The organism is Streptomyces sp. NPDC007901 (assembly GCF_042959465.1).
GTDB lineage: Bacteria > Actinomycetota > Actinomycetes > Streptomycetales > Streptomycetaceae > Streptomyces.
The window spans coordinates 319882-343334 of record NZ_JBIBKW010000011.1; the positions used below are offsets into that span (position 1 = coordinate 319882).

The window sequence follows — 23453 nt, forward strand, 5'->3', positions numbered from 1 at the left end:
TCTCGATGGCTGCAGGCGTCAGCGGCTGCGCGGGTCGAGAGCGTCGCGGAGACCGTCACCGAGCAGGTTGAACGCCAGCACGGTCACGAAGATTGCGAGGCCGGGCACGATCATGTACTCGGGATCGACCTGGTAGTACGTCACCGCTTCGCGGAGCATGCCGCCCCAGGACGCCTGCGGCGGCTGGATGCCGACGCCGAGGAAGCTGAGGGACGCCTCGAAGAGGATGTTGGTCGGGATCAGCAGCGTCGAGTAGACGATGATCGGGCCGACCAGGTTGGGCATCAGCTCGCGGAACAGGATGTACGGGCCCTTGGCACCCATGCCGCGGGAGGCGTCGACGAACTCGCGCTCCCGCAGGGCGAGGGTCTGGCCGCGCACGATCCGGCCCAGGTAGGGCCAGTTGAAGAAGCCGATGACGAAGATCAGCACGCTGAGGTGCAGCGGCAGTCCGTTCAGGCCGAACGCCCCGCCCTGCAGGGTGGCGGAGATGGCGATGGCGAACAGCAGGAGAGGGAAGGCGAGGAAGGTGTCCATCAGCCGGCTGATGACCGAGTCCACGCGTCCGCCGTAGTAGCCGGCGACGACACCCAGGATCGCGCCGATCACGTTCGACAGGATCGTGGAGCCGAAGGCCACCACCAGCGACACCCAGGAGCCCTCGAGGATGCGGGTGGCGATGTCACGGCCGAACTTCGGGTCCACGCCCAGCGGGTGATCGAGGCTCATCCCGCCCCAGCCGCCGGTCGGCAGCGAGGTGTTGGCGTCGATCAGCTCCTGGTGGAAGGCGTTGGGGTCGAGACCGAAGAGGGCCTGGATGGGACGGGCCAGGATCGCGACGACGATCAGCAGGATCACGATGACGCCGCCCGCGACGGCCACCTTGTCCTTCTTGAACCGGGACCAGGCGATCTGCCCGAGGGAACGACCCTCGATCTGCCCCTTACCGGCACCCTCCAGCACAGCCTCCGGCTGTGCCTCGGCTGCCGCCCCGGTGGTCTCGATCGGTGCGGTCACGGTGAGCGACCCCTCTCGCCGGTGGTGACCGGCCTACGCCAGCCGCGGATTGCGGCTTTGTCGACTTGCTCGATCATGAGGTTTAAACCAACCTCATGTCTGACTGGCGAGTCTTCAGCGTCGCCGCGATCACCCGCCAGATCTGGCGGAGAAAGTATGCGCAACCGTGATGCAGTCCGGGGGATTCCGTTATCCGAACAATGGGTAACGCCCCTCGGACGCGGGTCAGTTGGGACAAAGAGGTCAATCCGGGCGGAACGGAACGTTCCATCGTCATCTACGCGCGGAGAAATGTGTTCGTCACGTAAAACTTGTGAACCGTCTCAGCCGCCCCGGACGGAGCGCCCGGTCGGCTCAGTAACCGCCCTGGGCCGGTGGGTAGCCGTACCCGGCCATCGGCGCCGGCGGCAACGCCGCGTGCGCCTCCCGGTCGTAGAACGGGCGTGCCGTCGCCCGCATCCACATCACGACCGGGTCGTACTCGTCGGTCATCGCCACCGTCGACACCGGCAGCCCGTCCGGCACCGCCCCGATCGACTGCTGCATCATCGCGCGCACCGAGTCGACGGCGGGCGGCGAGGTGTCGTACACGTCCAGGCCGATCGCGAGATACGGCGCCCCGAGCGCCGGCTGCACCCAGGCACGCCGCAGCGAGCGGACCGCCGGGGTGCGGTGGGCGTTCTGCGACAGGAGCGCGTAGAACTGCGGGACCTCGATCGCCGGTTCCGTCAGCCGCAACGGCCCCGCCGGCTGGCGGTCCAGGCCGGCCGCGATCCGGCGCAGGTCCAGCCAGGGGATGCCGACGCCGCCGCCCGGGGCGTGCGGGTTGAGCCAGAGGCCGTAGTGGTCGGGGTAGAGGGTGCGGGCCACGTCGACGCCGTCGACCACCTCGTACGAGCGGTTCCAGCCGCTCGCGGAGAGCTCCTGGGCCGAGGTCACACAGGGGGCGTAGCCGTGGCCGTCGACCTCCATGTTCCCGTACTGGGCGTCCGGGGAGCCGGACTGGCCGTGCCAGAGCAGCATCCAGACCTGGCCGGAGGAGGGCGTGGCGAGGGCGCGGAGGAGTGCCTCGTAGGCGTCGTAGCGCCCGGGGGTCACCTGGCGCAGCATGTGCTCGACGCTGCCGCTGAGGCTCGCGCTCACCTGTCGTACCGCCCCTTCGAAGAGTTGCCCCGCGTGTGGTGACAGCTTAAGCGCCCAGTGGCTCGGGACCTGTTGTGCGTGCGCGAGTGCGGGTCTGGCTGTAGCTGGCCGCGCCCACGCGGCGGAGCCGCACATCGGTACAGCTCCGGGCCCCTGGCGGGGCGTTTCAGTGACCGTATTGGTAGAAGGGGCGGACGTTCTCCCGCATCCAGTGGCCTACCGGGTCGTCGGCCACGTCGAGCAGGACGAGGTTGACCGGCCACCTCATTGGCACTCGGCCGAGGGCCCGGCCGAGGGCCTCCAGGGGCAGGGCGCGCAGGTCGCCCTCCCACTGGGAGAGTTCGACGCCGACGAACATCACGGGGTCGGCGGTCTCGACCGCGGCCAGGCAGCGGCGGGCCGTGGCGACCACGCCGATCGCCGCGAACTCCGCCGCCGCGGCGGCCAGGAAGTCCATCGGGTCGTCCTGCCAGTCCGGCTCGAAGAGGCGGACCCGGCCGCCCGAGGCGGGACCGTCCAGTTCGGTGCGCCCGGTGCGGCACAGCTCGGCGACCGCCTCGGGCGGCAGCGGGAGGCCGACCACTCCCCCGGGGTTCACGGCGACGCCGACCTGCGGCGGCAGGCCGCGCGCGAACTCGACGGCGGGGGCGATGGTGTACGACAGATGGGAGCCGACGACCAGCCGGAACTGCTCCTCGGAGCTGAAGACCGGGACGTACACCTGGCCCTCGATCTCCGTGGTGGGCAGGTCCAGCGGGCCGCTGTGCGGGCCGCCGCCCTCCGGCAGCGGGATCCAGAGGAAGCTGCGGCTCAGTACCTCGATGAGCCGGGCCGCCGCCGCGGGCACGCCGAGGGAGGCCGACAGCACCTCCTCCAGTTCGTTGCCGGGCCAACCGCCGTGCGGGTGGGGGTGTGCCTGTGCCGGGAAGTCCGCGGGAATGTCCGCCGGGAAGTCCATCTGCCTACCGCCTGCTGGAAACCACTGCTGAGGCTGGAAAGGCTAGCGGGTGGCGCCGACAAGTCCATCAGTCCGTTCGGCGCGCGAAGGCGATCCGGTGCAGCACGTCCGCCGCGTCCCGGTCGAGCAGCACCGCGGCGCCGACCCCCTCGGGCAGCTTCCCCTTCTCCGCCGCGCGCAGCAGCCGGCCGGCCGCCCGGTGGTGGCGCAGGAAGGCGTACCGGGAGACGCCCCGGCCGCGCTCGCGCTGGCCGTCCAGGGCCGTGCCGGGCGTGACGTCCAGGAGGAGCAGGTGCAGGGTGCCGCCGCGGCGGCGGGCCTCGCGGGCCAGCCAGTCGCGCACCCAGGCCTGGGTGCCGCAGTCGTGCACCACGACGCCCTCGCCGGTGCCCAGGGCGCGGCGCAGTCCGGCGTAGTGGGCGAGCCGGACCAGCGGGCGGTAGAGGGCGTAGGGCAGGAAGCGGGCCAGGCGGGCGTCCCAGCGGTCGCGGGTGTCCTGGGAGTCGATGCGGATGCCCTGGACGGTGCGGTGCATCAGGGTCGACTTGCCGCTGCCGGGCAGCCCGGTGACCACGACCAGGTCACGGGGGCCGAAGAGCAGGCCGTGCGGGCTGTGGCCGGCGCGCTCGCGCAGGTCGCGGACGACCGGGGCCATGGGGAGGTCGCCGCACCGCTCGCGGGCGGGGGCCGCCGGCTGCCCGGGCAGGGCGAGGCCTGTCGTCGTCGCGTATGCCGTGGTCCGTGTCACCGTGATCGTCCTCCCCGGGGGTTCAGGAAAGGTTCTCCCCACTTAATGTAAAGAGAAGGTAATGCACGGTGTCTCGCGGTTCCGTTCGCGTCCGGCCACAGCCCCGTTACAAAGCTCCGCCCGGCATGCAATGATGTGGCCGCCAACTGCATACCGGCCGTTTGAATCCGCGCGGGAGAGTCCCCAGCAGCCTTCACTGGGGCGCCGAAGGAGCAAGTCCCTCCCTTGAATCTCTCAGGCCCCGTTACCGCGCGGGCGAGGCACATCTGAAAAGCGGGCCGCCATGTCGGTGGCCCCACCCAAGGTGCAAGCCGTGATCACGAAGGTGGTCAGGGCGAACCTCTCAGGTTCCGATGACAGATGGGGAGGACAGCCCCGCCTGTCATGCCCTGGAACCCCCGGGACCTTTGGGAGACGAACGACCGATGAGCAGTACCGATTCCGCTGGACCGCGCCGTACCGCGCTCGATGCCCTGCACCGCTCGCTGGGCGCGACCATGACCGACTTCGCCGGCTGGGACATGCCCCTGCGCTACGGCTCCGAACGCGACGAGCATGTCGCGGTGCGGACCCGAGCCGGGCTCTTCGACCTCTCCCACATGGGCGAGATCACCGTGACCGGTCCGGAGGCGGCCGGTCTGCTGAACCACGCCCTGGTCGGGAACATCGCCTCGGTCGGCGTGGGCCGGGCCCGCTACACCATGATCTGCCGGGCCGACGGCGGCATCCTGGACGACCTGATCGTCTACCGGCTGGCCGGGACCGAGTACCTGGTCGTCGCCAACGCCTCCAACGCCCAGGTCGTCCTGGACGCGCTCGTCGAGCGCTCCGCCGGGTTCGACGCCGAGGTGCGCGACGACCGGGACGCGTACGCCCTGATCGCCGTCCAGGGCCCGGAGTCGCCCGGGATCCTGAAGGCGCTGACCGACGCCGACCTGGACGGCCTGAAGTACTACGCCGGGCTGCCCGGCACCGTCGCCGGGGTCCCGGCGCTGATCGCGCGCACCGGCTACACCGGCGAGGACGGCTTCGAGCTGTTCGTGAAGCCGGAGCACGCCGTGGCGCTGTGGCAGGCGCTGACCGAGGCCGGCGAGGGCGTCGGCCTGGTGCCCTGCGGGCTGTCCTGCCGGGACACCCTGCGCCTGGAGGCGGGCATGCCGCTGTACGGGCACGAGCTGACCACCGAGCTGACCCCCTTCGACGCCGGGCTCGGCCGGGTGGTGAAGTTCGAGAAGGAGGGCGACTTCGTCGGGCGCGAGGCGCTCGCCGCGGCCGCGGCCCGTTCCGAGCGGACCCCGCCGCGGGTCCTGGTCGGCCTGGTCGCCGAGGGCCGCCGGATCCCGCGCGCCGGGTTCGCCGTGGTCGCCGGCGGCGAGGTGATCGGCGAGGTCACCTCCGGCGCCCCCTCCCCCACCCTCGGCAGGCCGATCGCCATGGCCTACGTCGACGCGGCGCACTCGGCGCCCGGCACGGCGGGCGTCGGCGTGGACATCCGGGGCACCCACGAGCCGTACGAGGTCGTGGCACTGCCCTTCTACAAGCGCCAGAAGTAGCCACCGGGCGTGACCCTGCGCACATCGCCGCTGGTCACGCATGCCTCCAGCAGTCCCCCCTTCACCAGCACTCCCCCGCGTACAGGAGAATTCAGGCCATGAGCAACCCCCAGCAGCTGCGTTACAGCAAGGAGCACGAGTGGCTGTCGGCCGCCGAGGACGGCGTGGCAACGGTCGGCATCACGGAGCACGCGGCCAACGCGCTCGGTGACGTCGTCTTCGTCCAGCTCCCGGAGGTCGGCGCCACGGTGACCGCGGGCGAGTCCTGCGGCGAGCTGGAGTCGACCAAGTCGGTCTCCGACCTGTACTCGCCGGTCGACGGCGAGATCACCGCGGTCAACGAGGACGTCGTGGAGGACCCCTCCCTGGTCAACTCGGCCCCCTTCGAGGGCGGCTGGCTGTTCAAGGTGCGCGTCACGGGTGAGCCGGCCGAGCTGCTCTCCGCCGACGAGTACACCGCCTTCACCGCCGGCTGAGGAGTCGTAGAGGTATGTCCGTCCTGAACACGTCCCTGCACGAGCTCGACCCGGAGGTCGCCGCCGCGGTCGACGCCGAGCTGGTGCGCCAGCAGTCCACCCTGGAGATGATCGCCTCGGAGAACTTCGCTCCGGTCGCGGTCATGGAGGCCCAGGGTTCGGTCCTCACCAACAAGTACGCCGAGGGCTACCCGGGCCGCCGCTACTACGGCGGCTGCGAGCACGTCGACGTCACCGAGCAGATCGCCATCGACCGGGTGAAGGAGCTGTTCGGCGCCGAGTACGCCAACGTGCAGCCGCACTCCGGTGCCTCCGCCAACCAGGCTGCCCTGTTCGCGCTGGCCCAGCCCGGCGACACCATCCTGGGTCTGGACCTCGCCCACGGCGGCCACCTGACCCACGGCATGCGGCTGAACTTCTCCGGCAAGCAGTTCGACGTGGTCGCGTACCACGTCGACGACTCCGGCCTGGTCGACATGGCCGAGGTCGAGCGGCTCGCCAAGGAGCACCGCCCGAAGGTGATCATCGCCGGCTGGTCGGCGTACCCGCGCCAGCTGGACTTCGCGGAGTTCCGGCGGATCGCCGACGAGGTCGAGGCGTACCTGTGGGTCGACATGGCGCACTTCGCCGGCCTGGTCGCGGCGGGCCTGCACCCGAACCCGGTGCCCTACGCCGACGTGGTCACCTCCACCACCCACAAGACCCTCGGCGGCCCGCGCGGCGGCATCATCCTCGCCAGGCAGGCCTTCGCGAAGAAGCTGAACTCGTCCGTCTTCCCGGGCTTCCAGGGCGGCCCCCTGGAGCACGTGATCGCGGCGAAGGCGGTCTCCTTCAAGGTCGCCGCCTCGGAGGACTTCAAGGAGCGCCAGCGTCGTACGGTGGAGGGTGCGCGCATCCTCGCCGAGCGGCTGACGGCGGCGGACGCCCGCGAGGCCGGGGTGAACGTCCTGTCCGGCGGTACGGACGTACACCTGATCCTCGTCGACCTGCGCGCGTCCGAGCTGGACGGGCAGCAGGCCGAGGACCGGCTCCACGAGGTCGGCATCACGGTCAACCGCAACGCCGTCCCCAACGACCCGCGGCCGCCGATGGTCACCTCGGGTCTGCGGATCGGCACCCCGGCGCTGGCCACCCGCGGCTTCACGGCCGAGGACTTCGCGGAGGTCGCGGACGTGATCGCCGAGACCCTCAAGGCGCCCTCTCCCTTCGGGGCGGCCGACGCGGCGGCCCTGAAGACCCGGGTCGAGGCGCTGACGGCGAAGCACCCGCTTTACCCCGGTCTGGACAAGTAGTTCCCTGGTGGGGGCGCCCGACGACGTGCGCCCCCGCCCTTTTCCAAGGAGTTCCCGTGGCCATCTCGGTCTTCGACCTGTTCTCGATCGGCATCGGCCCGTCGAGCTCCCACACCGTGGGCCCGATGCGCGCGGCCCGGATGTTCGCCCGCCGGCTGCGCAACGAGGGGCTCCTGGAGTCGGTCGCCTCGGTACGGTCCGAGCTGTACGGCTCCCTCGGCGCGACCGGCCACGGCCACGGCACCCCGAAGGCGGTGCTGCTGGGCCTGGAGGGCGCCTCCCCGCGCACGGTCGACGTGGCGACGGCGGACGACCGGATCGAGACGATCAAGACCAGCGGGCGCCTGTCGCTGCTCGGCGAGCACGAGATCCCCTTCTCGTTCGACAACGACCTCAAGCTCCACCGCCGCAAGGCGCTCCCGTACCACGCGAACGGCATGACCGTGTGGGCGTACGACGCGCAGGGCGCCGAGCTGCTCTCCAAGACGTACTACTCGGTCGGCGGCGGCTTCGTCGTCGACGAGGACGCGGTCGGCGCGGACCGCATCGTGCTGGACGACACGGCCCTGAAGTACCCCTTCCGCACCGGTGACGAGTTGCTGCGCCTGACGAAGGAGACGGGTCTGTCGATCTCCGCGCTGATGCTGGAGAACGAGCGGGCCTGGCGCACCGAGGAGGAGATCCGCGCGGGTCTGCTGGACATCTGGCAGGTGATGCGGGCCTGCGTCTCGCGCGGCATGACCCGCGAGGGCATCCTGCCGGGCGGGCTCCGGGTGAAGCGCAGGGCGGCCGTGACCGCGCGCCAGCTGCGCGCCGAGGGCGACCCGCTGGCCCACGCGATGGAGTGGATCACCCTCTACGCGATGGCCGTCAACGAGGAGAACGCGGCCGGCGGCCGCGTGGTGACCGCCCCCACGAACGGCGCAGCCGGCATCATCCCCGCCGTCCTGCACTACTACATCAACTTCGTGCCCGGCGCCGACGAGGACGGGGTGGTCCGCTTCCTCCTCGCCGCCGGCGCGATCGGCATGCTCTTCAAGGAGAACGCGTCCATCTCCGGCGCCGAGGTCGGCTGCCAGGGCGAGGTCGGCTCGGCCTGCTCGATGGCGGCGGGCGCGCTCGCCGAGGTCCTCGGCGGCTCCCCGGAACAGGTCGAGAACGCGGCCGAGATCGGCATGGAGCACAACCTCGGCCTCACCTGCGACCCGGTCGGCGGCCTGGTCCAGATCCCCTGCATCGAACGCAACGGCATGGCCGCGGTCAAGGCCGTCACCGCCGCCCGCATGGCCATGCGCGGCGACGGCTCCCACAAGGTCTCCCTCGACAAGGTCATCAAGACCATGAAGGACACCGGCGCCGACATGAGCGTCAAGTACAAGGAGACGGCCCGGGGCGGGCTGGCGGTGAACATCATCGAGTGCTGAGGGCTCACTGCTTGACGGGGGTGACGCCCTTCATGCCGAACCGGGCGGAGCACTGCTCGTCGGACCGGTCGCTCGCGTTCCAGACGCAGATCCACATGGTGTGGCCGACATCGGGGACGAAGCTCGTCTTCGCGGCGCCCCAGTCGGCCTGGAACGTGTACGCGACGCCGTCGTTGCGGTAGAGCTCCGCGCCGCAGGACTGGTTCAGGGAGGTGTTGAGCACGCCCGCCAGCTCGCCGGAGCCGTTGTCGTCCAGCCAGGCGGAGCAGGCGGCGTCGTTGCCGACCCAGGAGGTGTCCGCCTCGGAGCCCTTGACCTGTGCCGGGTCGTCGCTGCCGTTGACGCCGCTGATCGACGACGAGGTGACGTGTACGGCGGCCGCCGAGGACGCGTCGGCCGTGGGGGTCGTGGCGGGGCCGGAGGACGAGCGCGCGCCGGACGCGCTCGGCGGGACGATCGTGTCCGTGCCGGACGTGTCGGACGTGCCGCCCGGGGCGGTCGGCGTCGGGCGTGCGGACCCGGCGGTGGGCGAGGCCGAACGGCTCGGGCTCGCGGAGGACGTCCGCTCCGTCCCGGCCACGGGCTCGACGGCGTCCGACGCACTGCCGGACGACGATCGCGCCGCGCCGTTCCGCGAGGTGAGGGACGGGGTGAACACGAACGCCGCGACGGCGCCGAGGACGATCACCGCGGCGGCCGCGATCAGGAGCAGGCGTCTGCGCGGGGGGCGGGGTGACGCGGCGGACGGGGACCCGGTCCCGGGCGTCGCATCCGCGTCCCGGTCCGGCGGCGGAACGGTCTCCAGCTTGTCGACCGGCGTCGCGGCGAAGGCACGCCGCGAGGCGATGCGTGCCATGACCTCCGAAGGCCAGGAGGGAGCGGGAGCGGGCAGGTGCGGGCGGGCCGCCTCCCGCACCTCGGCGGCGGTGGGGCGGGCTCCGGGGCCGGTCGCGAGACAGGACGCGACGAGGGCGGCGAGGTCGGCGTCCACGGCACGCAGCGGCTCGGCGTCGGGGACGACGCCGGGCGTACGGCCCGAGGCCGCGAAGAGCAGGAGCGCCCCGAGCGCGTAGACGTCCGCGGGCGCGGCCACGTCCTCGTCTCCGGCCTGCTGTTCCGGTGCCGAGAACCCCTGCGTTCCGTAGCCGCCGCCGCTCCTGGTGAGCCGGGCCTGGTCCGCGGCCCGCGCGATGCCGAAGTCGATCAGTTTCACGCCGTCGCGCACCAGCATGACGTTGCCGGGCTTGACATCGCGGTGCACGATCTCGTGCGCGTGCACGGCCGACAGGTGCGCGGCCGTCTCGGCCAGCAGCAGCCAGAGTGCCCCGGCGGGCAGCGGGCCGCGCAGCCGGACCGCCTCGTCCACGGTGAGCCCGGGTACGTACTCGGTGGCGAACCAGGGGCGTTCCGCGGTGCCGTCGCTGGCCAGCACCCGTGGCCCGACCCCGGCCGGGACCCGGTAGAGGATGCCGACCTCGCGTTCGAAGCGCTCGCTGGTGACCAGCCGCGGCCGAACGCGCTTGACAGCGGCGTAGCCCTTGCCGGACGCCCCGAGATAGACCTCGCCCATGCCGCCGACGCCGAGCAGGCCGATGATGTTGAAGCTGCCGATCTCCTGCGGATCGTCCGGACCGAGCGGTTCGGCGACCGTGCCATCCATCATCAGCAGTTTCCCCGACCGCTCGCGTTCACGGCGGGCAGGCTATCGAGCAAGTCAGGGCCGTGCAACACGAGTTGACAGCGCCATCGCCCGCGCCCCCCGCCCGGCATACACGTCCGCGGGAGGACCGGTCCCCGCGGTGCGTTCCTACACTGACGCGAGCCGAGCCGGAGGTATGCGACATGGCGTACGGAGACTTCCCACCCCAGATACTGCCGCCGGGCAGCCCCTCCGACAGGGTGCCGTCGGCGCCGCCGGGGACGATCTTCGTCCTGGGTGCGGAGGGCGGGTACGCCGTGCCGCCGCGCCGGTACACCCTGCTGTTCGGGCGCGACCGCGAGGACGTGCACGTGCCGGTCGGCGTCGACGACCCGACCGTCAGCCGTCGGCACGGCGTGTTCACCTGCACGGGCACGGACGGCGACTGGTGGCTGGTCAACACCGGCAATCTGCCGATCGAACTGCCCGACGGGGTGCTGATGCTCACCGGCCACAAGCGGCTCATGGAGTCCGGGTACACCCCGCTGGTGATCAACTCGTCCAGGCAGCGCTCCCATCTGGTGGAGGTCCGTGTCGTCGACGAGGACGACCGGCACCCTCGCTCCACGAGCGGTGCGGAGACCGTGGACCCCGAGACGGTCTACGAACTCTCCCCGCAGGAACGGCTGGTGCTCACCGCGCTCGCCCGGCGCTACCTGGAGGGCCACGACGCCTTCCCGCTCCCGCTGGCCTGGGAGGACACCGCCCGTCTGGTCAACGCCTCCCCGTACGTGACCAAGTCCTGGACCTACAAGTCGGTCGCGAACACCGTCGAGGACGTCCGCGAACGGCTGCACCGCCGGGGGGTGCGCGGACTGCTGCGCGACGAGGTCGGCGAGCCGGTCGGCTCGACGCTCAGCGTCAACCTGATCAGGGAACTGCTGAAGACGGCGACGCTGAGCGCCCAGGACCTGGAGTTGCTCGCCGTCAGGGACTGAGCGGAACGCAGGGTGCGTGCCCCGGCCGGTCGTCGGCCGGGGCACACGGCGTTTCTCGGCCTTCTGCCTCGCCCTCGGTTCCGGCGTTGTACGTGACGTGCATGGTGCCGTGCTCGACCGCGAAGACGGCTGCCTGGTCCTCCGCCGCGTTCTGCTGGTGTGGCTGCGGCTGCTCGGGGCCGTGCGTCGTGTTTGTCACGTGGTTGTTGTCGCCCATGATGACGGTGCCGGAGACATCCCCGATGTGGATGTCTCCGTGGGTGGATTCCGCGGGCATGGTCCGCCTTTCCTGGTCGGTCTCGGGGGGGGTCACTCGCCGCAGTCGGTCTGCAGACGCGCTGCGGCCGAACCCAACGCCGAGGCCTGACTCGACGTGTCGATCACGGAACCTTCCGGATCGTTCGCGTACGTCTGGTACTGGCTCTCCATCTGCTGGACGGACGTCAGCATGTCGTTGAGATCTGATTCCACGGAACTGTCCTGGGCTTGCGAGATGGCCTCCTGAAGCGTGGACTCGACGGTCTGAAGGTCGCTGATGGCGGTGTTGAGGTCGGAGAGCAACGCGCTCTTGTCAGGAGCCGTGGACGTCAGGCCCGAGTTGTAGTCCTCAATGGCGCTGTTGTACGAGTCGAGTTCGTCGGACGCGAGGGAGGCGTCGGTGTCGAACTGCCGCATCTCCGGCATCAGATCCGGGATCCCGGCCGCGCACACGGGATCGACGGTGGGCGCGGACGAAGTACCGTCGCTGAAGCCCGACGTACTGACGGAACTCGACGCGACGGCCGGCGACGGGTTCGGCTGGTCGTTCGCGTAGACCGCGGCGCCCACGCCCAGCACGGCTACGGCGCCGAGCGCGCAGGCGAGGGCGAGTGCCGACATTCCGCCCTTGGCGCCCGCCGCACCGGCGGCGGACAGCCCCGTGTGGCCCGCGGTCGGGGCGGTGCCCGCGGCGTGCGGCGAGTGGGTAACGGAGGAGTGCGCCGAGAGGTCGATCCGCTTCGGTATCGGTGCGGCCGAGTGTGCGCCGGTCGCATGGGCGGCGACATGCGGCTGCGGGGAGGCATGGGACAGATCGATCACCGGCCTCGCCGCATGCCCCGGCACGGAGGCGTGCGCGGGGGCCGAAGGGGCGGGCGTGGGCACGGTCGAGTGGGTGAAGGCGTGCGTGCCGCCCGCGCCGTGCGTCGGGGTGACCGCATGCGTCGGCGGGGTGAGCGCATGGGCCGGCGGAGTGACGGCCGATGCCGCGCCGGCGGCCTGTTGGCCCGCCGAATGCGCGTGCAGGGCGGTGAGTTCCCGCCACAGGACCTCCGCCTCCAGCACCAGCGCCGTCGTCTGCGCGGCCCGCCCGAGCGCTCTGCGGCGGGTGCGGGCCTCGTGCAGGAAGAACTCCTCGCCGTCCTTGTCGCCCGCGCTCCGCGCCGCCGACCAACCGGCTCCGAGCAGGCTGCCCCAGGCGTCGAACTGCCGGGACAGCGCCAGCTTCGGCGAAGCGGCACGGGCCAGCGCCGCGCCGAGCGGCGCGTGTCCGCTCCGTTCCGCCCGCAGCACCACCGCGTCCAGGGCCTGGAAGTGGGCCGCGATGTCGTCGGGGGTGGTGTCCTTCGCCTCGACCCACGTGGTGAGCGCCCGGCAGAGCCGATCGGCGGGGAACACCGTCTTCCGTACGTTCAGCACGCACTCGGCGACGTCCGGCGGGCAGCTGTAGCCGGTCTCCGAGGCGAGCAGCAGACCGTGTCGCACCAGACCGACGGCGAGCGCGTCGGCGTCCGGCAGGCCGAGCAGCTCGTTCAGGTGCCGGGCGGCCAGCTCGGCGCCGGACAGCGACCCGAGCAGGTACAGCAGGTCGCGTTCCTGCGGACCGAGCCTGTTCAGCAGCGCGGGAAGCAGTTCGGGAAGGTCGGCGATGCCCGGCAGGCCCTTGCCGGTCGCGGCCGACAGGGCGATGCGCCGCAGCCGCAGCGGGTTGCCGTCCACCGCGTCGCACAGCGCGGGGACGATCCGTGCCTCCTCCGGCCCCAGTGCGCGCGGGAGCAGCGCCGCCACCAGTTCCGTCGCCGCCGGGGCCGTCAGCCCGTCGAGCCGGATCGCGTGCACGCCGTCGACCGCGGACCGCTGCTGCGAGGTGAAGACGAACGTGGACTGCTCGGCCATGTCGAAGAGCCGGCGCAGGTCCTTCTCGTCGAGTCCGGCGTCGTCCAGGTAGATCCGCAGCCGCAGGGTCTTCAGATGCTCTTTCAGCACCTCCAGGGACGGCTTGTAGTCCGGCGCGTCGAAGCTGATGTCGAAGATCGCCTGGGCGAGGTCGTCGGCCGTACGTCCGCCGGCCTCGACATAGGCGGCGCCTTCGGGCCCGCGTGGCAGCTCGCGCGCGAGGTGGCGCAGCAGCGCGCTCTTGCCGACCCCGGACGCGCCCCAGACCTGCACCAACTGCCGTGTCTCGACGGCCTCTCGCAGGATCCGCACGTCCCCGGCCCGGCCGATCAGCGGCTCGGCGGCGGACCGCGGCAGCTGGGAGATCGGCCGGCGCTTGACCGGATCCCGCAAGGGCGCCCCCTGCACGATGCTCACGGTGTTGTTGCTGCCTACGACCACCGTTCCGGAGACGTCGCCGACCCGGATCCCCCCGGAAGCCTCCGGAGCACCGTTGTTCTCTGGCATCTGCTTCCCCGTCCTCTCCAACGCCCGGGTCCCGGCACTCGGCCATGCTGGCGCCGGCCCGTCCTGCGAACCCGGCGCTATTACGTGTTCGGCGAGATCGCCGGTGATCCGGCGGGCCCGGCCGCGACGGCGATCCGGGCGAGGCGATCCAGGTCGAGGATCGTGATCCTGCGGTAGCCGGTCACGACCGCGCCCGAGTCCCGCAGCGCGCGCAGGGCCTTGTGGATCGACGACTCGGCCGCGCCGACCAGGGTGGCCATCTCCGGCTGGGACAGCGGGAGACGGGCTTCGTTCCGGCCGGGAGGCCCGTAGGTGACGGCCAGGTGGTGCAGGATCCTGGCCAGCCGTCCGAGCACGTCGCACCCGGTGAAGTCGACGATCCGGCCGGTCGCCGTGCGCAGCTTGGCCACCACGCTCGCGCTGAGCGCGAGTCCGATGGTGGGGTGCTGTTTCGTGCACTCCAGGAGTTCGGAGCGGAGGATGTAGCGGGCCAGCACCCGGCCGCAGGCGGTCACGGTGCCGACGCGCGGCTGGCCGTCGATCCCGGCGAACTCCCCGACCAGGTCCCCGGCCATCCGCACGGCCAGCAGTGCCTCGCGGCCGTCCTGCGCCCGCGCGGTCACCTTGACCATGCCGCCGAGCAGGAGCAGCGCGAAGTCCGAGGTGTCGGCCTCGCGGATGGTGATCTGACCCGCCGGGTAGGCCACGCCGTGGCCGAGTCCCATGAGGATCGCGCGGTCGGCCTCGTCGACCCGGCCGAGCAGCCCGGCCGGCGGCCAGTAGGCCACGGCCCCGCGCACCCGTGTGTTGCTCATCGGCCACACCTCTCTTCCCCGTGCCGCCGAAGCCGCACAAGCCGTATTAGTAGCCGGTCTACCCGGGGACCCCTCCTCTACGGTCGCGTCCATCATCTTGTCGACATCGGATGACCGGGACGTCGGCACATCGATCAGTCGAAGTGCCTGCCCCCGTCGTGATCGCGGAGGAACTGTGAATCCGAGGTATCCATACCGAGCCCTGTTGACCTGCGACATCGCCGGTTCCGCGGGCCGCGGTCAGCAACGGCAGCAGGAGATCCGCCGCGTACTGCGCACCGCGCTGTCCGACGCCCTGGACGTGGCGGATCTGGACGCGCGGGACTTCGCGTACGTCGACACCGGCGACGGCTTCCAGCTCGTCGCCCCGGCCGCGCTGCCCAAGGCCGGACTGCTGGTTCCGCTGCTCCCGGAGCTGAGTGCGCGGATCCGTGAGCACAACCGGCGGGCCCCCGTGGACGCCCGACTGCGGTTGCGGGCCGCGGTGCACGCGGGGGAGATCCTGGTGGACCCGGAGGGCACGGTCTCCGGCGCCCCCTTCGAGGTGCTGGCCCGGCTGCTCGACTCGGCCCCGCTGCGGCACGCGACCCTCACCGGTACCAGTGGCACCCCGGTCGCCGCGATCCTCTCGCAGCACTTCTACGAGGAGACGGTCGGGCACGGCTACGAGGGGCTCGAGGCCGACGCCTTCACCGCGGCGGACGTCCGGGTCAAGGAGTACGCCGCGCGGGCCTGGCTCTGGTACCCCGGCAGCCCGGTCGGGCCGCGCGTCGATCCCGGCCGGGACTCCGGCTCCGGCGAGCGGCCTTCGGAACCCGGGCCGCGGAGCGCGGAGCAGCTCGTCCAGGCCAGCGGGAACGGCACGGCCTTCGCCGTCCACCGGGGCAACCAGTACATCCGCCGCAACGACCGGGGTTGATACGCACCGATGAACGAGGAACTAGCCGAGCTGGCCGCGAGCGGCGCCACCGCTCTGGTCACCGCAGTGGGCACCGATCTCTGGCAGGAGGCGAAGCGGCTGATGAGCGGCATCCTCGCCCGGGCTCGCGGCGGCCGCCGCGACGAGCTGTCCGTGGCGCTGGACCGGCAGTCGACCGCCGCGAGGGGAGCGGTCGACTCCGGGTCCGTGCACTACTGGACCGAGGCCCTGTCCCAACTGCTCGACCGGAACCCGGAGTTCGCCCAGGACGTCAGGGCCCTGGCCTCGCTGGGAACACCGGACAGGCCCGACATCGCGATCCAGGTCAATTCCGCCACCGATTCGGCTGAGGTGTTCGCGGTGCAGCACGGCACCCAGTACTTCGCCGCCGGGCCGACGTCCCGCGATTCCGGGGAACGGCCGTGAGCCGGCACGACGGCCGGCGGGACGGCCTGATGAACGGACGAGTACGGGCGGCGCTGCTCGTGGCCGTCGTCATCGGGGCTTTCGTCGAGGTCGGCACGCCACATCGGCAGTACGGCCCGTTCGTGAACGTGTTCGCCCTGGCGGCGGTGGGTGTCGTCGGCGCGGCGGCCGTACTCGGATCCGAGTCCGTGGCGACGCTCGCCCGGCAGCGGGACCGGCTCGAACAGGAAGCCCAGTCCCCTACGACGGCTCCGGTCTGCCGCTACGTCACCGGAACGGCGGTGGCGCAGCCCCGGTCCCAGCCCCAGCCCCCGAGGTCCCAGCCGATCCTGCGCGAGCGGCCGACCGACCTGAGCGTTCCCCGCTTCGGCGACGGCGCCCGCGCCCAGGGCTATCCCTGGCTGCTGCCGGAGCGCACCGTACAGAACGGGATCGCCGCCGACGAGGCCACGGTCGGTGCCTTCGCCATCCGCGCGGCTTCCGTCATCGGGCCCGGCCACCGCTGCGCCCGGCCCGCCGAGCCGCGGCAGGACTCCTACCGGATCGGACGGAGCCGGGACAGCCGGTACGCGATCGTCGCCGTGGCCGACGGCCTGTCCAGCGCGGCCTGGTCCGACGCCGGGGCCACCACGGCCTCCAGCCAGGCCGTCACCCTGCTGCGCGAGCAACTCGAGACGCGGGGCTTCGGCGGCCTCGACGGGAAGGAACTGTACGGGCGGATCGCGGAATCGGTCGCCGCGCACGCGGCCGGGCGCGGCGTCGCCACCTCGCAGGTGGCCACCGTGCTGATCACCGCGGTGCTCGCCGAACCGGACGCTAACGGCGTCGCGGAGGCCTGGGTCGCGTGGCTGGGCGACAGTTCGGCCTGGACACTCGATCCGCGCCTCCCGCTGTGGCGGACATCCGCCGGAGACACCAAGGACCGTGCGGCCACGGTCGTCTCGAACGAGGTCGCCGGGCAACTGCCGGACACACCGCAACTGGCCAGGGACCACTACGTCTCGCTGGCCCCCGGCGCCGCCCTGGCCCTGGTCACGGACGGGATCGGCGACGCGTGGGCGGACCCGGCCGGCAACGTCAACGCGTACTTCGCGAACGCCTGGCGCTCGCCGGTCCCGGCCACCCGGTTCACCGCCGACGTCGGCTTCGACGCACCGCAGTGCCTGGACGACCGTACGGCCGTCGTGGTGTGGAACGGTGGCCGGGCATGACAGAACCGCCTCTCCTCGACGGCGCCGACGACCGTGTCGGCGACGGCGGCAGCCACGGCGACAGCGACGGCCACGGCGACGGCCCGGCAGTCGATCCGCGGGGCTGGGCGTTGCCCCGGACCGTGGGCGTCGACGAGCTCGGGCCGTTGGCCGAGCCGATCTCCGAACACAACGGCCAGGCCGTCGCCGTACGGCCGCTGACGGACCATCCGGGCTGGCTGGCCAAGCTCTACCGGCCGGACCAGCACCCGGAGGACGCCCACCGGCTCGACCTGCTGATCTCGGCTCCGGGCACGCTGCCGGAGGCGGCTCGTGCGGCCCTGTACGCCGGGACCTGCTGGCCCGCGGCCCGGATCCAGGAGCCCGGCAACCCGGCCGTCGGCTGTGTGATCCCGATGGCTCCCGAGCAGTACCGTGCCGAGCTGCGGCGCGGCGCGTTCGGCGAGCGCCGCTTCGTGGAGATCGACTGGCTGGCGAAGTCCGACGAGTCGATCCGAGGTGTCGGGCTGCCGTCCCCCGGCTTCGCGGGCAGGCTGGACGCCTGCCGCCGGCTGACGGAGCTCGCCGCGATCCTGGAGAGCCTCGGCCTGGTCTACTCGGACTGGTCGTTCTCCAACGCCTTCTGGAGCCCGGACCAGCGTTCCGTCTACCTCATCGACGTCGACGGCTGCCAGCCGAAGAAGATGCCCGACATCCACCAGCCGAACTGGGCCGACCCGCTCACCCCGCCGGGCACCGACGCGGACGGGTTCACCGACCGCTACCGGCTCGGACTGCTCGTCGCGAAGAGCCTGACGGGCCTGCGTGACGCGCGCGTCTTCCACACCGTCGCCGGGTCCCACTGGCAGAACCAGCCCGCCGTCTCCGAGGTACTGCTCGACATGCTGCTCGCGACCGACCGCGAGCGACGGCCCTCGGCCGCCCAGCTGCACCAGGCCCTGAACAGCGGGCCCTATCTCAGGACCGTGCCGCGTCCGACGCGCACCGGGCTGCCTCCGCTGCCCCCCGCCGGCGCCGCCACGGCCGTGGAGAAACACCAGCCGGCGCCCGTCGAGGCGGCGTCGGCGCCCACGGCACCCACCGTGGAGAAGCCCACGTCCACCTCGCACGACGTGTGGATCGTCGTGCTCGTCGTGGCCGTGATCCTGCTCTTCGTCATCGCCTCCAACCACTAGCCCAGAGGTGCACCATGTCACTCTGCCTTCCCACCTATGTGGTGATCGACGCGTCCTCGTCGATGAAGCCGCACGAGGCGGTGCTCAACGCGACCCTCTCCCGTCTCCACTACAACCTGGCGACGAATCCCCGCGTCTCGGAGTTCGCCCGGGTCTGTGTGGTCGCCTTCTCCACCGATGTGCACGTGGTGATCCCGATGTCGGACATGGAGCAGGTGCCGGCCATGCCCGAGGTGATCTGCGGCGGGCGCACGGAGTACGGCAAGACCTTCGACCGGGTGCGGGAGTGCATCGAACAGGATGTCAGCGACCTGAGGGCGCAGCACTTCAGCGTGCTGCGGCCGACGGTCTTCTTCCTGACCGACGGCGGTCCGACCGACGCGCGCTGGCAGCACTCCTTCCGCATGCTGGTGGACCGGGACTGGCCGCGCCATCCGCACGTGATCGCCTACGGCTTCGGCGGCGCCAAGCGCGACGTGCTGGAGCAGGTGGCGACCAAGGCGCTGTTCATCGCCGACGGTTCGGACACCGAGTCGGCGCTGAGCGCGGCGATCACCGGTCTGCTCAACACCCTGATCGCCTCCTCGAAGACCGGTCAGATGCAGATCGCCACCGACGTCAAGGGCTTCGAGTACGTCCAGGTCGCCCAGGAATACGTCGACTGATGAGGGACGTCGACCCGCGTGCCGCGTCGTCCTGGGCACCGCGCGCCTCCGTCGGACTGACCGCGCTGGCCGTGGCGCTGCTCACCTGCGGCGCCGCGATCGAGGTGACGGGCAATGTCCTCAACTCCGCGGCGAAGGGGAACGGCGGCGACTCGCACCCGATGAGGACCGTGGCCCCGACCCACGGACGCTCCCGCACCTCGGAGGCGCCGTCGCCGCACCGTTCGCCCTCGGCCTCACCCACCGATCTGCCCAGTCCCAGTCCCAGTGCCAGTTCAAGTGCCAGTCCCGGTCCCGGTCCCGGTTTCAGTCCCAGTGCCACTCCCCCTGCCACTGCCACCGGGGGTCCGGTCATCAGGTGGTAGACGGCAGGGCCGGCCGGCGGATGCCGGTCAGCCCTCCGTCAGCCACGCCCGCGTACCGAAGGAGGCGCACGCGCGGGACGCCACCGCCGCGGCCCGTGCCAGGGCCTCGCTGAAGGCCGGGCCGTCGAGGGTGGCGGGTGCGGCGAGGTGATGGGTGAGGGCGCCGTGCAGGACGTCACCCGCGCCCAGGGTGTCCACCACCCGGGTCTCGGGGACGTCGACGAGGCCGCCGCCCCCGGGACCCGCCCACGCGATCGGCGCCCCGCCGTCGGTGACGGCCGTCCAGGTCACCCCGTGGTCCCTGAGGAACTCCAGGGTGTCGGCGGGGGTGGCGGTGCCCGGCGGGTGGAAGTCCGCGGAGCACACGGCGACGTCGATCGAGCGCAGCAGCCGGTCCGTGCCGTCCTTCCAGCTGCCCGCGTCGAGGACGGTGGGCCGGCCGGCGGTGCGGGCGGCGGCCGCGACGGCGACGGCCAGCTCCATGTGGTGCCCGTCGAACTCGGCGATGTCGCAGGACGCCACCAGTGCGTCCAGGTCGTCCGGTTCACCCGGATCGGCCGGGGGCCACAGCTGTCGCCCGGTGGCGTTGGTCGAGGCGACGGCGCGTGCTCCGGTCGAGGCGGTGACCAGGATCGAGGACACCGCGGGCGGCTCCGCGCGCCCGGCGGCCAGGTCCGTGACGCGCACCCCTTGCGCGTCGAGATCCGCCCTGATGCCGAGGGCCAGCGGATGCGAGCCGATGCCGGTGAGCAGACGGGGCCGGCCACCGAGCCGGCCGAAGGCCACGGCCGCGCCGGTGGCGGGGCCGCCCGCGGCGACCACCTGGTCACGGGCCGTCAGTTTCTCGTCCGGCCCGGGCACATGGTCCACCAGCTGGATGACGTCCAGGGTGCACAGGCCCACGAAGAGCCCCTCGGTCCTCGCCACGCGGCCAGTGTACGCAGCCCATTTTCCCTGGCCAGGAAACATAAAAGTCCACAGGTCGCGGTCGCACCCTCTGGCAACGACCGGCAGCGGGTACGGGCCCGGCTCGGCCTCACGGACGAGGACTTCGCGACCTCCTGAGCCTCCCCCGCGTTCCCGGGACCTCTGTTCCCCCAGGGGCTACCGATAAGTAACCGCCGGCTCGTACGCTGCCGCCAACTCACCACCGAACCGAGGGAGTTGGGTCATGCGGGTACGGAGACGGCTGGCGGCGGTCGTGGCGGCCGGGGCCCTGTTCGCGATGGCGGGCTCCGCCGCGCACGCGGACACGGACCCGGACGCGGCGAAGTTCTCCGCGACCACCGGCATCGGTACGCACAACGCGTACGAGAAGGACAAGTACACCTACTGGGCGCAGGCGCTGGACTCCGGGGCCTCGCTGCTGGAGCTGGACGTGTACGCGGACAGCATCAGCAAGCGGTGGCGGGTCAGTCACAGCAATCCGTGGGGCAACGACAACAACTGCGAACACGCCGACACCCCCGCCGAGTTGTACAGCCAGAACCGCAACCAGGACCTCGGCAGCTGCCTCGACAACATGGCCGCCTGGGAGCAGCTGCACCCGGACCACGCGCCCGTCGTCGTCAAGGTCGAGCTGAAGGTCGGCTTCAACAACAACGTCGGCCTCGGCCCCGACGAGTTCGACACGCTCGTCTCCCAGAAGCTCGGCAGCAGCGTGTACAAGCCGGCCGACCTGCTCGGCTCCTCGTACTCCACGCTCGACGCGGCCGCCAAGGCCGACGCCTGGCCCACCCGTGACCAGCTCAAGGGCAAGTTCATCTTCGAACTGATCCCGGGCACGGTCGAACAGGCCAACCCCTTCGACCACTACTGGACCGACCAGGAGTACGGCGACCATCTGCGGGACCTGTCCGCCGCCGGGGAGATCTCCGAGGCCCAGGCCTTCCCGGCCGTGCTGGGCGCGGCCGCCGGCGACCCGCGCACCAGCCGCTACGACTCCTCCATCCGGCCCTGGTTCGTGATCTTCGACGGCGACGCGGCCACCTACGTCGACAATGCCTACGACACGTCGTTCTACTCCGCGAACCACTACATCCTGATCATGACGGACGCCGCCGGCGTGTCACCGGCGATCTCCTCCACCGGCCCGACCGACGCCGAGGTCGCGGCCCGGCTGGCCCTGCTCGCCGCCGACCACGCGAGCATCATCACCTCGGACTGGTCGACCAAGTCGGCGGCCGTGCTCGGTGAGGTGGCGGCCCGAAGCTGACAATTCCCGCGCCCGCGCGGATCTCCCATGCCAAGGTGGGGAATACGGAATACGCAACTGCAACGCGTGTCACCCCACTGGCACCCAGGGAGCCTCCCACATGCTGCACGGAATCGACGTGAGCGCGTACCAGTCCTCCAGTTACGACACGGATGACCTCTCCTTCGTCTTCATCAAGGCGACGGAGGGGCATTCGTACGTCAACCCCAGACTGGCCGCCCAGACCAAGACCGGGCGCGACGCCGGACTGGTCGTCGGCTTCTACCACTTCCTCTGGCCCGGCAACCTCACCGCCCAGGCCGAGTACTTCGTCAAACACGCTCCCGAGAAGGCCGGCGAGATCCTCGCCGTCGACTGGGAGACCACCGCCGACGGCACCCACGCGAGCAACGCCGAGAAGGACACCTTCATCCGCAAGGTCAGGGAACTCCGCCCGAACCACCGGGTCGTGCTCTACACCAACCGGAACTTCTGGCTGAACATCGACACCACCTCGTATGCCGGCGACGGCCTCTGGATCGCCGACTACGTCAGCGCCGGCCACCCCCGCATCAAGGCCAAGTGGCGTTTCCACCAGTACACCAGCGACCCGCACGACAAGAACGTGGCGGACTTCGACGACAAGGACGCCCTCAAGTCCTGGGCGAAGAAAGAGGATTGAGAGCCCACGGACCGTCCGGCAGGTTTCGGGGCGGGGTGCCCGGGCCACACTGTGAACCGTGGTGAGCAGCCCCGCCTCCTTCTGGGCGGCCCTCGACGCCGGTGACCGGGCGGCGCTGCTGCGGGCGGCGACGCGGGTGCCGCTCGCAGCCGACCGGCAGTTCCTGACCCAGGGCGAGGGGTCCGATCATCTGGTCGTACTGCTGGACGGCTGGGTGAAGGTCGTCGCCCAGTCGCAGGCCGGCTACCGCGCCCTGCTCGCGCTGCGCGGCCCGGGCGAACTCCTCGGCGAGCAGGCCTCGGTGGAGAACGGCCGCCGTTCCGCCACCCTGGTCACGGCCACCGCCGCCGACCTCCTGCACCTCCCGGCCAGCCGTTTCCACGTCCTGGCCCGCGCCCGCCCCGGCATCGCCGCGGCCCTGGAGCAGACTCTGGTACGACGGCTGCGCGAGGCCGACGCCCAGCGCGCCGGCATCACCGAACCGGTCCCCGCCCGCCTCGCCGCCCTCCTCCTCGACCTCGTCGACCGGTGCGGCCTCCCGGAACCGGACGGCCCCGGCCACCGTATCGGCCTCAGCCTCTCCCAGGACGACCTCGCCGGGCTGCTGCTGACCTCCCGGCGCACCGTGAGCCGAGTCCTCGAACAGTGGCGAGCGCGAGGCTGGATAGTCACGGGCCGCCAGTCACTGGCCGTGCGGGCAGCGGACCGACTGGCGAAGCAGGCATCCGGCGGCTGACGGACGGACACGGACCGGACCACCCCCGCCCGTCAGTTCCGGCGCAGCAGTAGCGGCGGAGCGGGCAACGGACCGACTGGCGAAGCAGGCAGCCGGCGGCTGACGGACGGACACGGACCGGACCACCCCCGCCCGTCAGTTCCGGCGCAGCAGTAGCGGCGGAGCGGGCAACGGACCGACTGGCGAAGCAGGCAGCCGACAGACAGACACGGACCGGACCACCCCCACCCGGCAGTTCCGGCGCAGCAGTAGCGGCGGAGCGGGCAACGGACCGACTGGCGAAGCAGGCAGCCGACAGACAGACACGGAACGGACCACCCCCACCCGGCAGTTCCGGCGCAGCAGTAGCGGCGGAG

At 71.6% G+C, this 23453-nt stretch carries 22 protein-coding genes and 1 riboswitch; of the genes, 13 read left to right on the top strand and 9 right to left on the bottom strand.

The features are described from left to right. Positions 1–18: 18 nt before the first annotated feature. The 4 genes from ACFZDK_RS32965 to ACFZDK_RS32980 form a co-directional block, all read right to left on the bottom strand. A complete protein-coding gene (locus ACFZDK_RS32965; protein ID WP_390977555.1) occupies positions 19–1017 on the bottom strand; it encodes an ABC transporter permease subunit in 999 nt (332 codons plus the stop codon). Between the two features lie 354 nt (positions 1018–1371). Next, on the bottom strand, positions 1372–2127 hold the full coding sequence (locus ACFZDK_RS32970) for an enhanced serine sensitivity protein SseB C-terminal domain-containing protein (protein ID WP_390977615.1): 756 nt from the start codon (positions 2125–2127) through the stop codon (positions 1372–1374). 199 nt (positions 2128–2326) lie between these two features. Continuing rightward, positions 2327–3118 (bottom strand): enhanced serine sensitivity protein SseB C-terminal domain-containing protein, encoded by a 792-nt coding sequence (locus ACFZDK_RS32975; protein WP_390977556.1) that lies wholly within the window; start codon positions 3116–3118, stop codon positions 2327–2329. A gap of 67 nt (positions 3119–3185) precedes the next feature. Next, a complete protein-coding gene (locus ACFZDK_RS32980; RefSeq protein WP_390977557.1) occupies positions 3186–3866 on the bottom strand; it encodes an AAA family ATPase in 681 nt (226 codons plus the stop codon). A 162-nt stretch (positions 3867–4028) separates the two neighbouring features. Then, positions 4029–4126: riboswitch (glycine riboswitch) on the top strand. Between the two features lie 165 nt (positions 4127–4291). On the opposite strand from ACFZDK_RS32980, the gene gcvT reads away from it, so the two are divergent. The 4 genes from gcvT (at position 4292) to ACFZDK_RS33000 (ending at position 8611) form a co-directional block, all read left to right on the top strand. Beyond that, positions 4292–5419, top strand: a complete 1128-nt coding sequence (gcvT, locus tag ACFZDK_RS32985; protein WP_390977558.1) for a glycine cleavage system aminomethyltransferase GcvT — start codon at positions 4292–4294, stop codon at positions 5417–5419. 98 nt (positions 5420–5517) lie between these two features. Beyond that, positions 5518–5895 (top strand): glycine cleavage system protein GcvH, encoded by a 378-nt coding sequence (gene gcvH / locus ACFZDK_RS32990; RefSeq protein ID WP_365692053.1) that lies wholly within the window; start codon positions 5518–5520, stop codon positions 5893–5895. 14 nt (positions 5896–5909) lie between these two features. After that, complete coding sequence (gene glyA / locus ACFZDK_RS32995) at positions 5910–7187, top strand: serine hydroxymethyltransferase (protein WP_390977559.1); 1278 nt, start codon at positions 5910–5912, stop codon at positions 7185–7187. A gap of 56 nt (positions 7188–7243) precedes the next feature. Further along, on the top strand, positions 7244–8611 hold the full coding sequence (locus ACFZDK_RS33000) for an L-serine ammonia-lyase (protein WP_390977560.1): 1368 nt from the start codon (positions 7244–7246) through the stop codon (positions 8609–8611). Positions 8612–8615: 4 nt separating this feature from the next. Here the strand turns inward: ACFZDK_RS33000 and ACFZDK_RS33005 are convergent, their stop codons facing one another. Beyond that, a complete protein-coding gene (locus tag ACFZDK_RS33005) occupies positions 8616–10274 on the bottom strand; it encodes a protein kinase (protein ID WP_390977561.1) in 1659 nt (552 codons plus the stop codon). A 179-nt stretch (positions 10275–10453) separates the two neighbouring features. Between ACFZDK_RS33005 and ACFZDK_RS33010 the strand changes: the two genes are divergently transcribed. Beyond that, positions 10454–11248, top strand: coding sequence for an FHA domain-containing protein (locus tag ACFZDK_RS33010; protein ID WP_390977562.1), 795 nt, complete (start codon positions 10454–10456; stop codon positions 11246–11248). Here the strand turns inward: ACFZDK_RS33010 and ACFZDK_RS33015 are convergent. The 3 genes from ACFZDK_RS33015 to ACFZDK_RS33025 all read right to left on the bottom strand — a co-directional run bounded on the left by ACFZDK_RS33015 (position 11238) and on the right by ACFZDK_RS33025 (position 14724). After that, entirely contained in the window at positions 11238–11525 is a 288-nt protein-coding gene (locus ACFZDK_RS33015; protein ID WP_390977563.1) for a hypothetical protein, read from the bottom strand. The genes ACFZDK_RS33010 and ACFZDK_RS33015 overlap by 11 nt on opposite strands. 32 nt (positions 11526–11557) lie before the next feature. Next, positions 11558–13909, bottom strand: coding sequence for an AAA family ATPase (locus ACFZDK_RS33020; protein WP_390977564.1), 2352 nt, complete (start codon positions 13907–13909; stop codon positions 11558–11560). Positions 13910–13989: 80 nt separating this feature from the next. Next, positions 13990–14724, bottom strand: a complete 735-nt coding sequence (locus ACFZDK_RS33025) for a helix-turn-helix domain-containing protein (protein ID WP_390977566.1) — start codon at positions 14722–14724, stop codon at positions 13990–13992. A 205-nt stretch (positions 14725–14929) separates the two neighbouring features. On the opposite strand from ACFZDK_RS33025, the gene ACFZDK_RS33030 reads away from it, so the two are divergent. From ACFZDK_RS33030 to ACFZDK_RS33050, 5 genes are read left to right on the top strand one after another with little or no spacing between them, the layout of a single operon-like run. Continuing rightward, complete coding sequence (locus tag ACFZDK_RS33030) at positions 14930–15643, top strand: hypothetical protein (RefSeq protein ID WP_390977567.1); 714 nt, start codon at positions 14930–14932, stop codon at positions 15641–15643. A gap of 9 nt (positions 15644–15652) precedes the next feature. Further along, positions 15653–16069: a hypothetical protein gene (locus tag ACFZDK_RS33035; protein ID WP_390977568.1), complete on the top strand. Its 417-nt coding sequence runs from the start codon at positions 15653–15655 to the stop codon at positions 16067–16069. After that, a complete protein-coding gene (locus ACFZDK_RS33040) occupies positions 16066–17280 on the top strand; it encodes a protein phosphatase 2C domain-containing protein (RefSeq protein ID WP_390977569.1) in 1215 nt (404 codons plus the stop codon). The genes ACFZDK_RS33035 and ACFZDK_RS33040 overlap by 4 nt, the downstream gene beginning before the upstream one ends. After that, positions 17277–18455 carry a hypothetical protein gene (locus ACFZDK_RS33045; protein WP_390977570.1) on the top strand — a complete coding sequence of 393 codons (1179 nt, stop codon included), beginning with the start codon at positions 17277–17279 and terminating at the stop codon, positions 18453–18455. Before ACFZDK_RS33040 ends, ACFZDK_RS33045 begins: the two co-directional genes overlap by 4 nt. A gap of 14 nt (positions 18456–18469) precedes the next feature. Then, positions 18470–19120 carry a VWA domain-containing protein gene (locus ACFZDK_RS33050; RefSeq protein WP_390977571.1) on the top strand — a complete coding sequence of 217 codons (651 nt, stop codon included), beginning with the start codon at positions 18470–18472 and terminating at the stop codon, positions 19118–19120. A 392-nt stretch (positions 19121–19512) separates the two neighbouring features. Here the strand turns inward: ACFZDK_RS33050 and ACFZDK_RS33055 are convergent, their stop codons facing one another. Beyond that, positions 19513–20412, bottom strand: a complete 900-nt coding sequence (locus ACFZDK_RS33055; RefSeq protein ID WP_390977572.1) for a PfkB family carbohydrate kinase — start codon at positions 20410–20412, stop codon at positions 19513–19515. 244 nt (positions 20413–20656) lie between these two features. Between ACFZDK_RS33055 and ACFZDK_RS33060 the strand changes: the two genes are divergently transcribed. The 3 genes from ACFZDK_RS33060 (at position 20657) to ACFZDK_RS33070 (ending at position 23097) form a co-directional block, all read left to right on the top strand. Then, on the top strand, positions 20657–21700 hold the full coding sequence (locus ACFZDK_RS33060) for a Ca2+-dependent phosphoinositide-specific phospholipase C (RefSeq protein WP_390977573.1): 1044 nt from the start codon (positions 20657–20659) through the stop codon (positions 21698–21700). 100 nt (positions 21701–21800) lie between these two features. Beyond that, on the top strand, positions 21801–22361 hold the full coding sequence (locus tag ACFZDK_RS33065) for a GH25 family lysozyme (RefSeq protein WP_390977574.1): 561 nt from the start codon (positions 21801–21803) through the stop codon (positions 22359–22361). A 58-nt stretch (positions 22362–22419) separates the two neighbouring features. Beyond that, positions 22420–23097 (top strand): helix-turn-helix domain-containing protein, encoded by a 678-nt coding sequence (locus ACFZDK_RS33070; RefSeq protein ID WP_390977575.1) that lies wholly within the window; start codon positions 22420–22422, stop codon positions 23095–23097. Positions 23098–23453 lie beyond the last annotated feature (356 nt).

Bases quoted from the DNA above. Each gene is read 5' to 3' on its own strand.
- ACFZDK_RS32970 (WP_390977615.1), bottom strand. From the start codon at position 2,127: ATGCTGCGCCAGGTGACCCCCGGGCGCTACGACGCCTACGAGGCACTC.
- ACFZDK_RS32975 (WP_390977556.1), bottom strand. From the start codon at position 3,118: ATGGACTTCCCGGCGGACATTCCCGCGGACTTCCCGGCACAGGCACAC.
- gcvT (WP_390977558.1), top strand. From the start codon at position 4,292: ATGAGCAGTACCGATTCCGCTGGACCGCGCCGTACCGCGCTCGATGCC.
- gcvH (WP_365692053.1), top strand. From the start codon at position 5,518: ATGAGCAACCCCCAGCAGCTGCGTTACAGCAAGGAGCACGAGTGGCTG.
- glyA (WP_390977559.1), top strand. From the start codon at position 5,910: ATGTCCGTCCTGAACACGTCCCTGCACGAGCTCGACCCGGAGGTCGCC.
- ACFZDK_RS33005 (WP_390977561.1), bottom strand. From the start codon at position 10,274: ATGATGGATGGCACGGTCGCCGAACCGCTCGGTCCGGACGATCCGCAG.
- ACFZDK_RS33010 (WP_390977562.1), top strand. From the start codon at position 10,454: ATGGCGTACGGAGACTTCCCACCCCAGATACTGCCGCCGGGCAGCCCC.
- ACFZDK_RS33015 (WP_390977563.1), bottom strand. From the start codon at position 11,525: ATGCCCGCGGAATCCACCCACGGAGACATCCACATCGGGGATGTCTCC.
- ACFZDK_RS33020 (WP_390977564.1), bottom strand. From the start codon at position 13,909: ATGCCAGAGAACAACGGTGCTCCGGAGGCTTCCGGGGGGATCCGGGTC.
- ACFZDK_RS33025 (WP_390977566.1), bottom strand. From the start codon at position 14,724: ATGAGCAACACACGGGTGCGCGGGGCCGTGGCCTACTGGCCGCCGGCC.
- ACFZDK_RS33035 (WP_390977568.1), top strand. From the start codon at position 15,653: ATGAACGAGGAACTAGCCGAGCTGGCCGCGAGCGGCGCCACCGCTCTG.
- ACFZDK_RS33045 (WP_390977570.1), top strand. From the start codon at position 17,277: ATGACAGAACCGCCTCTCCTCGACGGCGCCGACGACCGTGTCGGCGAC.
- ACFZDK_RS33050 (WP_390977571.1), top strand. From the start codon at position 18,470: ATGTCACTCTGCCTTCCCACCTATGTGGTGATCGACGCGTCCTCGTCG.
- ACFZDK_RS33060 (WP_390977573.1), top strand. From the start codon at position 20,657: ATGCGGGTACGGAGACGGCTGGCGGCGGTCGTGGCGGCCGGGGCCCTG.
- ACFZDK_RS33065 (WP_390977574.1), top strand. From the start codon at position 21,801: ATGCTGCACGGAATCGACGTGAGCGCGTACCAGTCCTCCAGTTACGAC.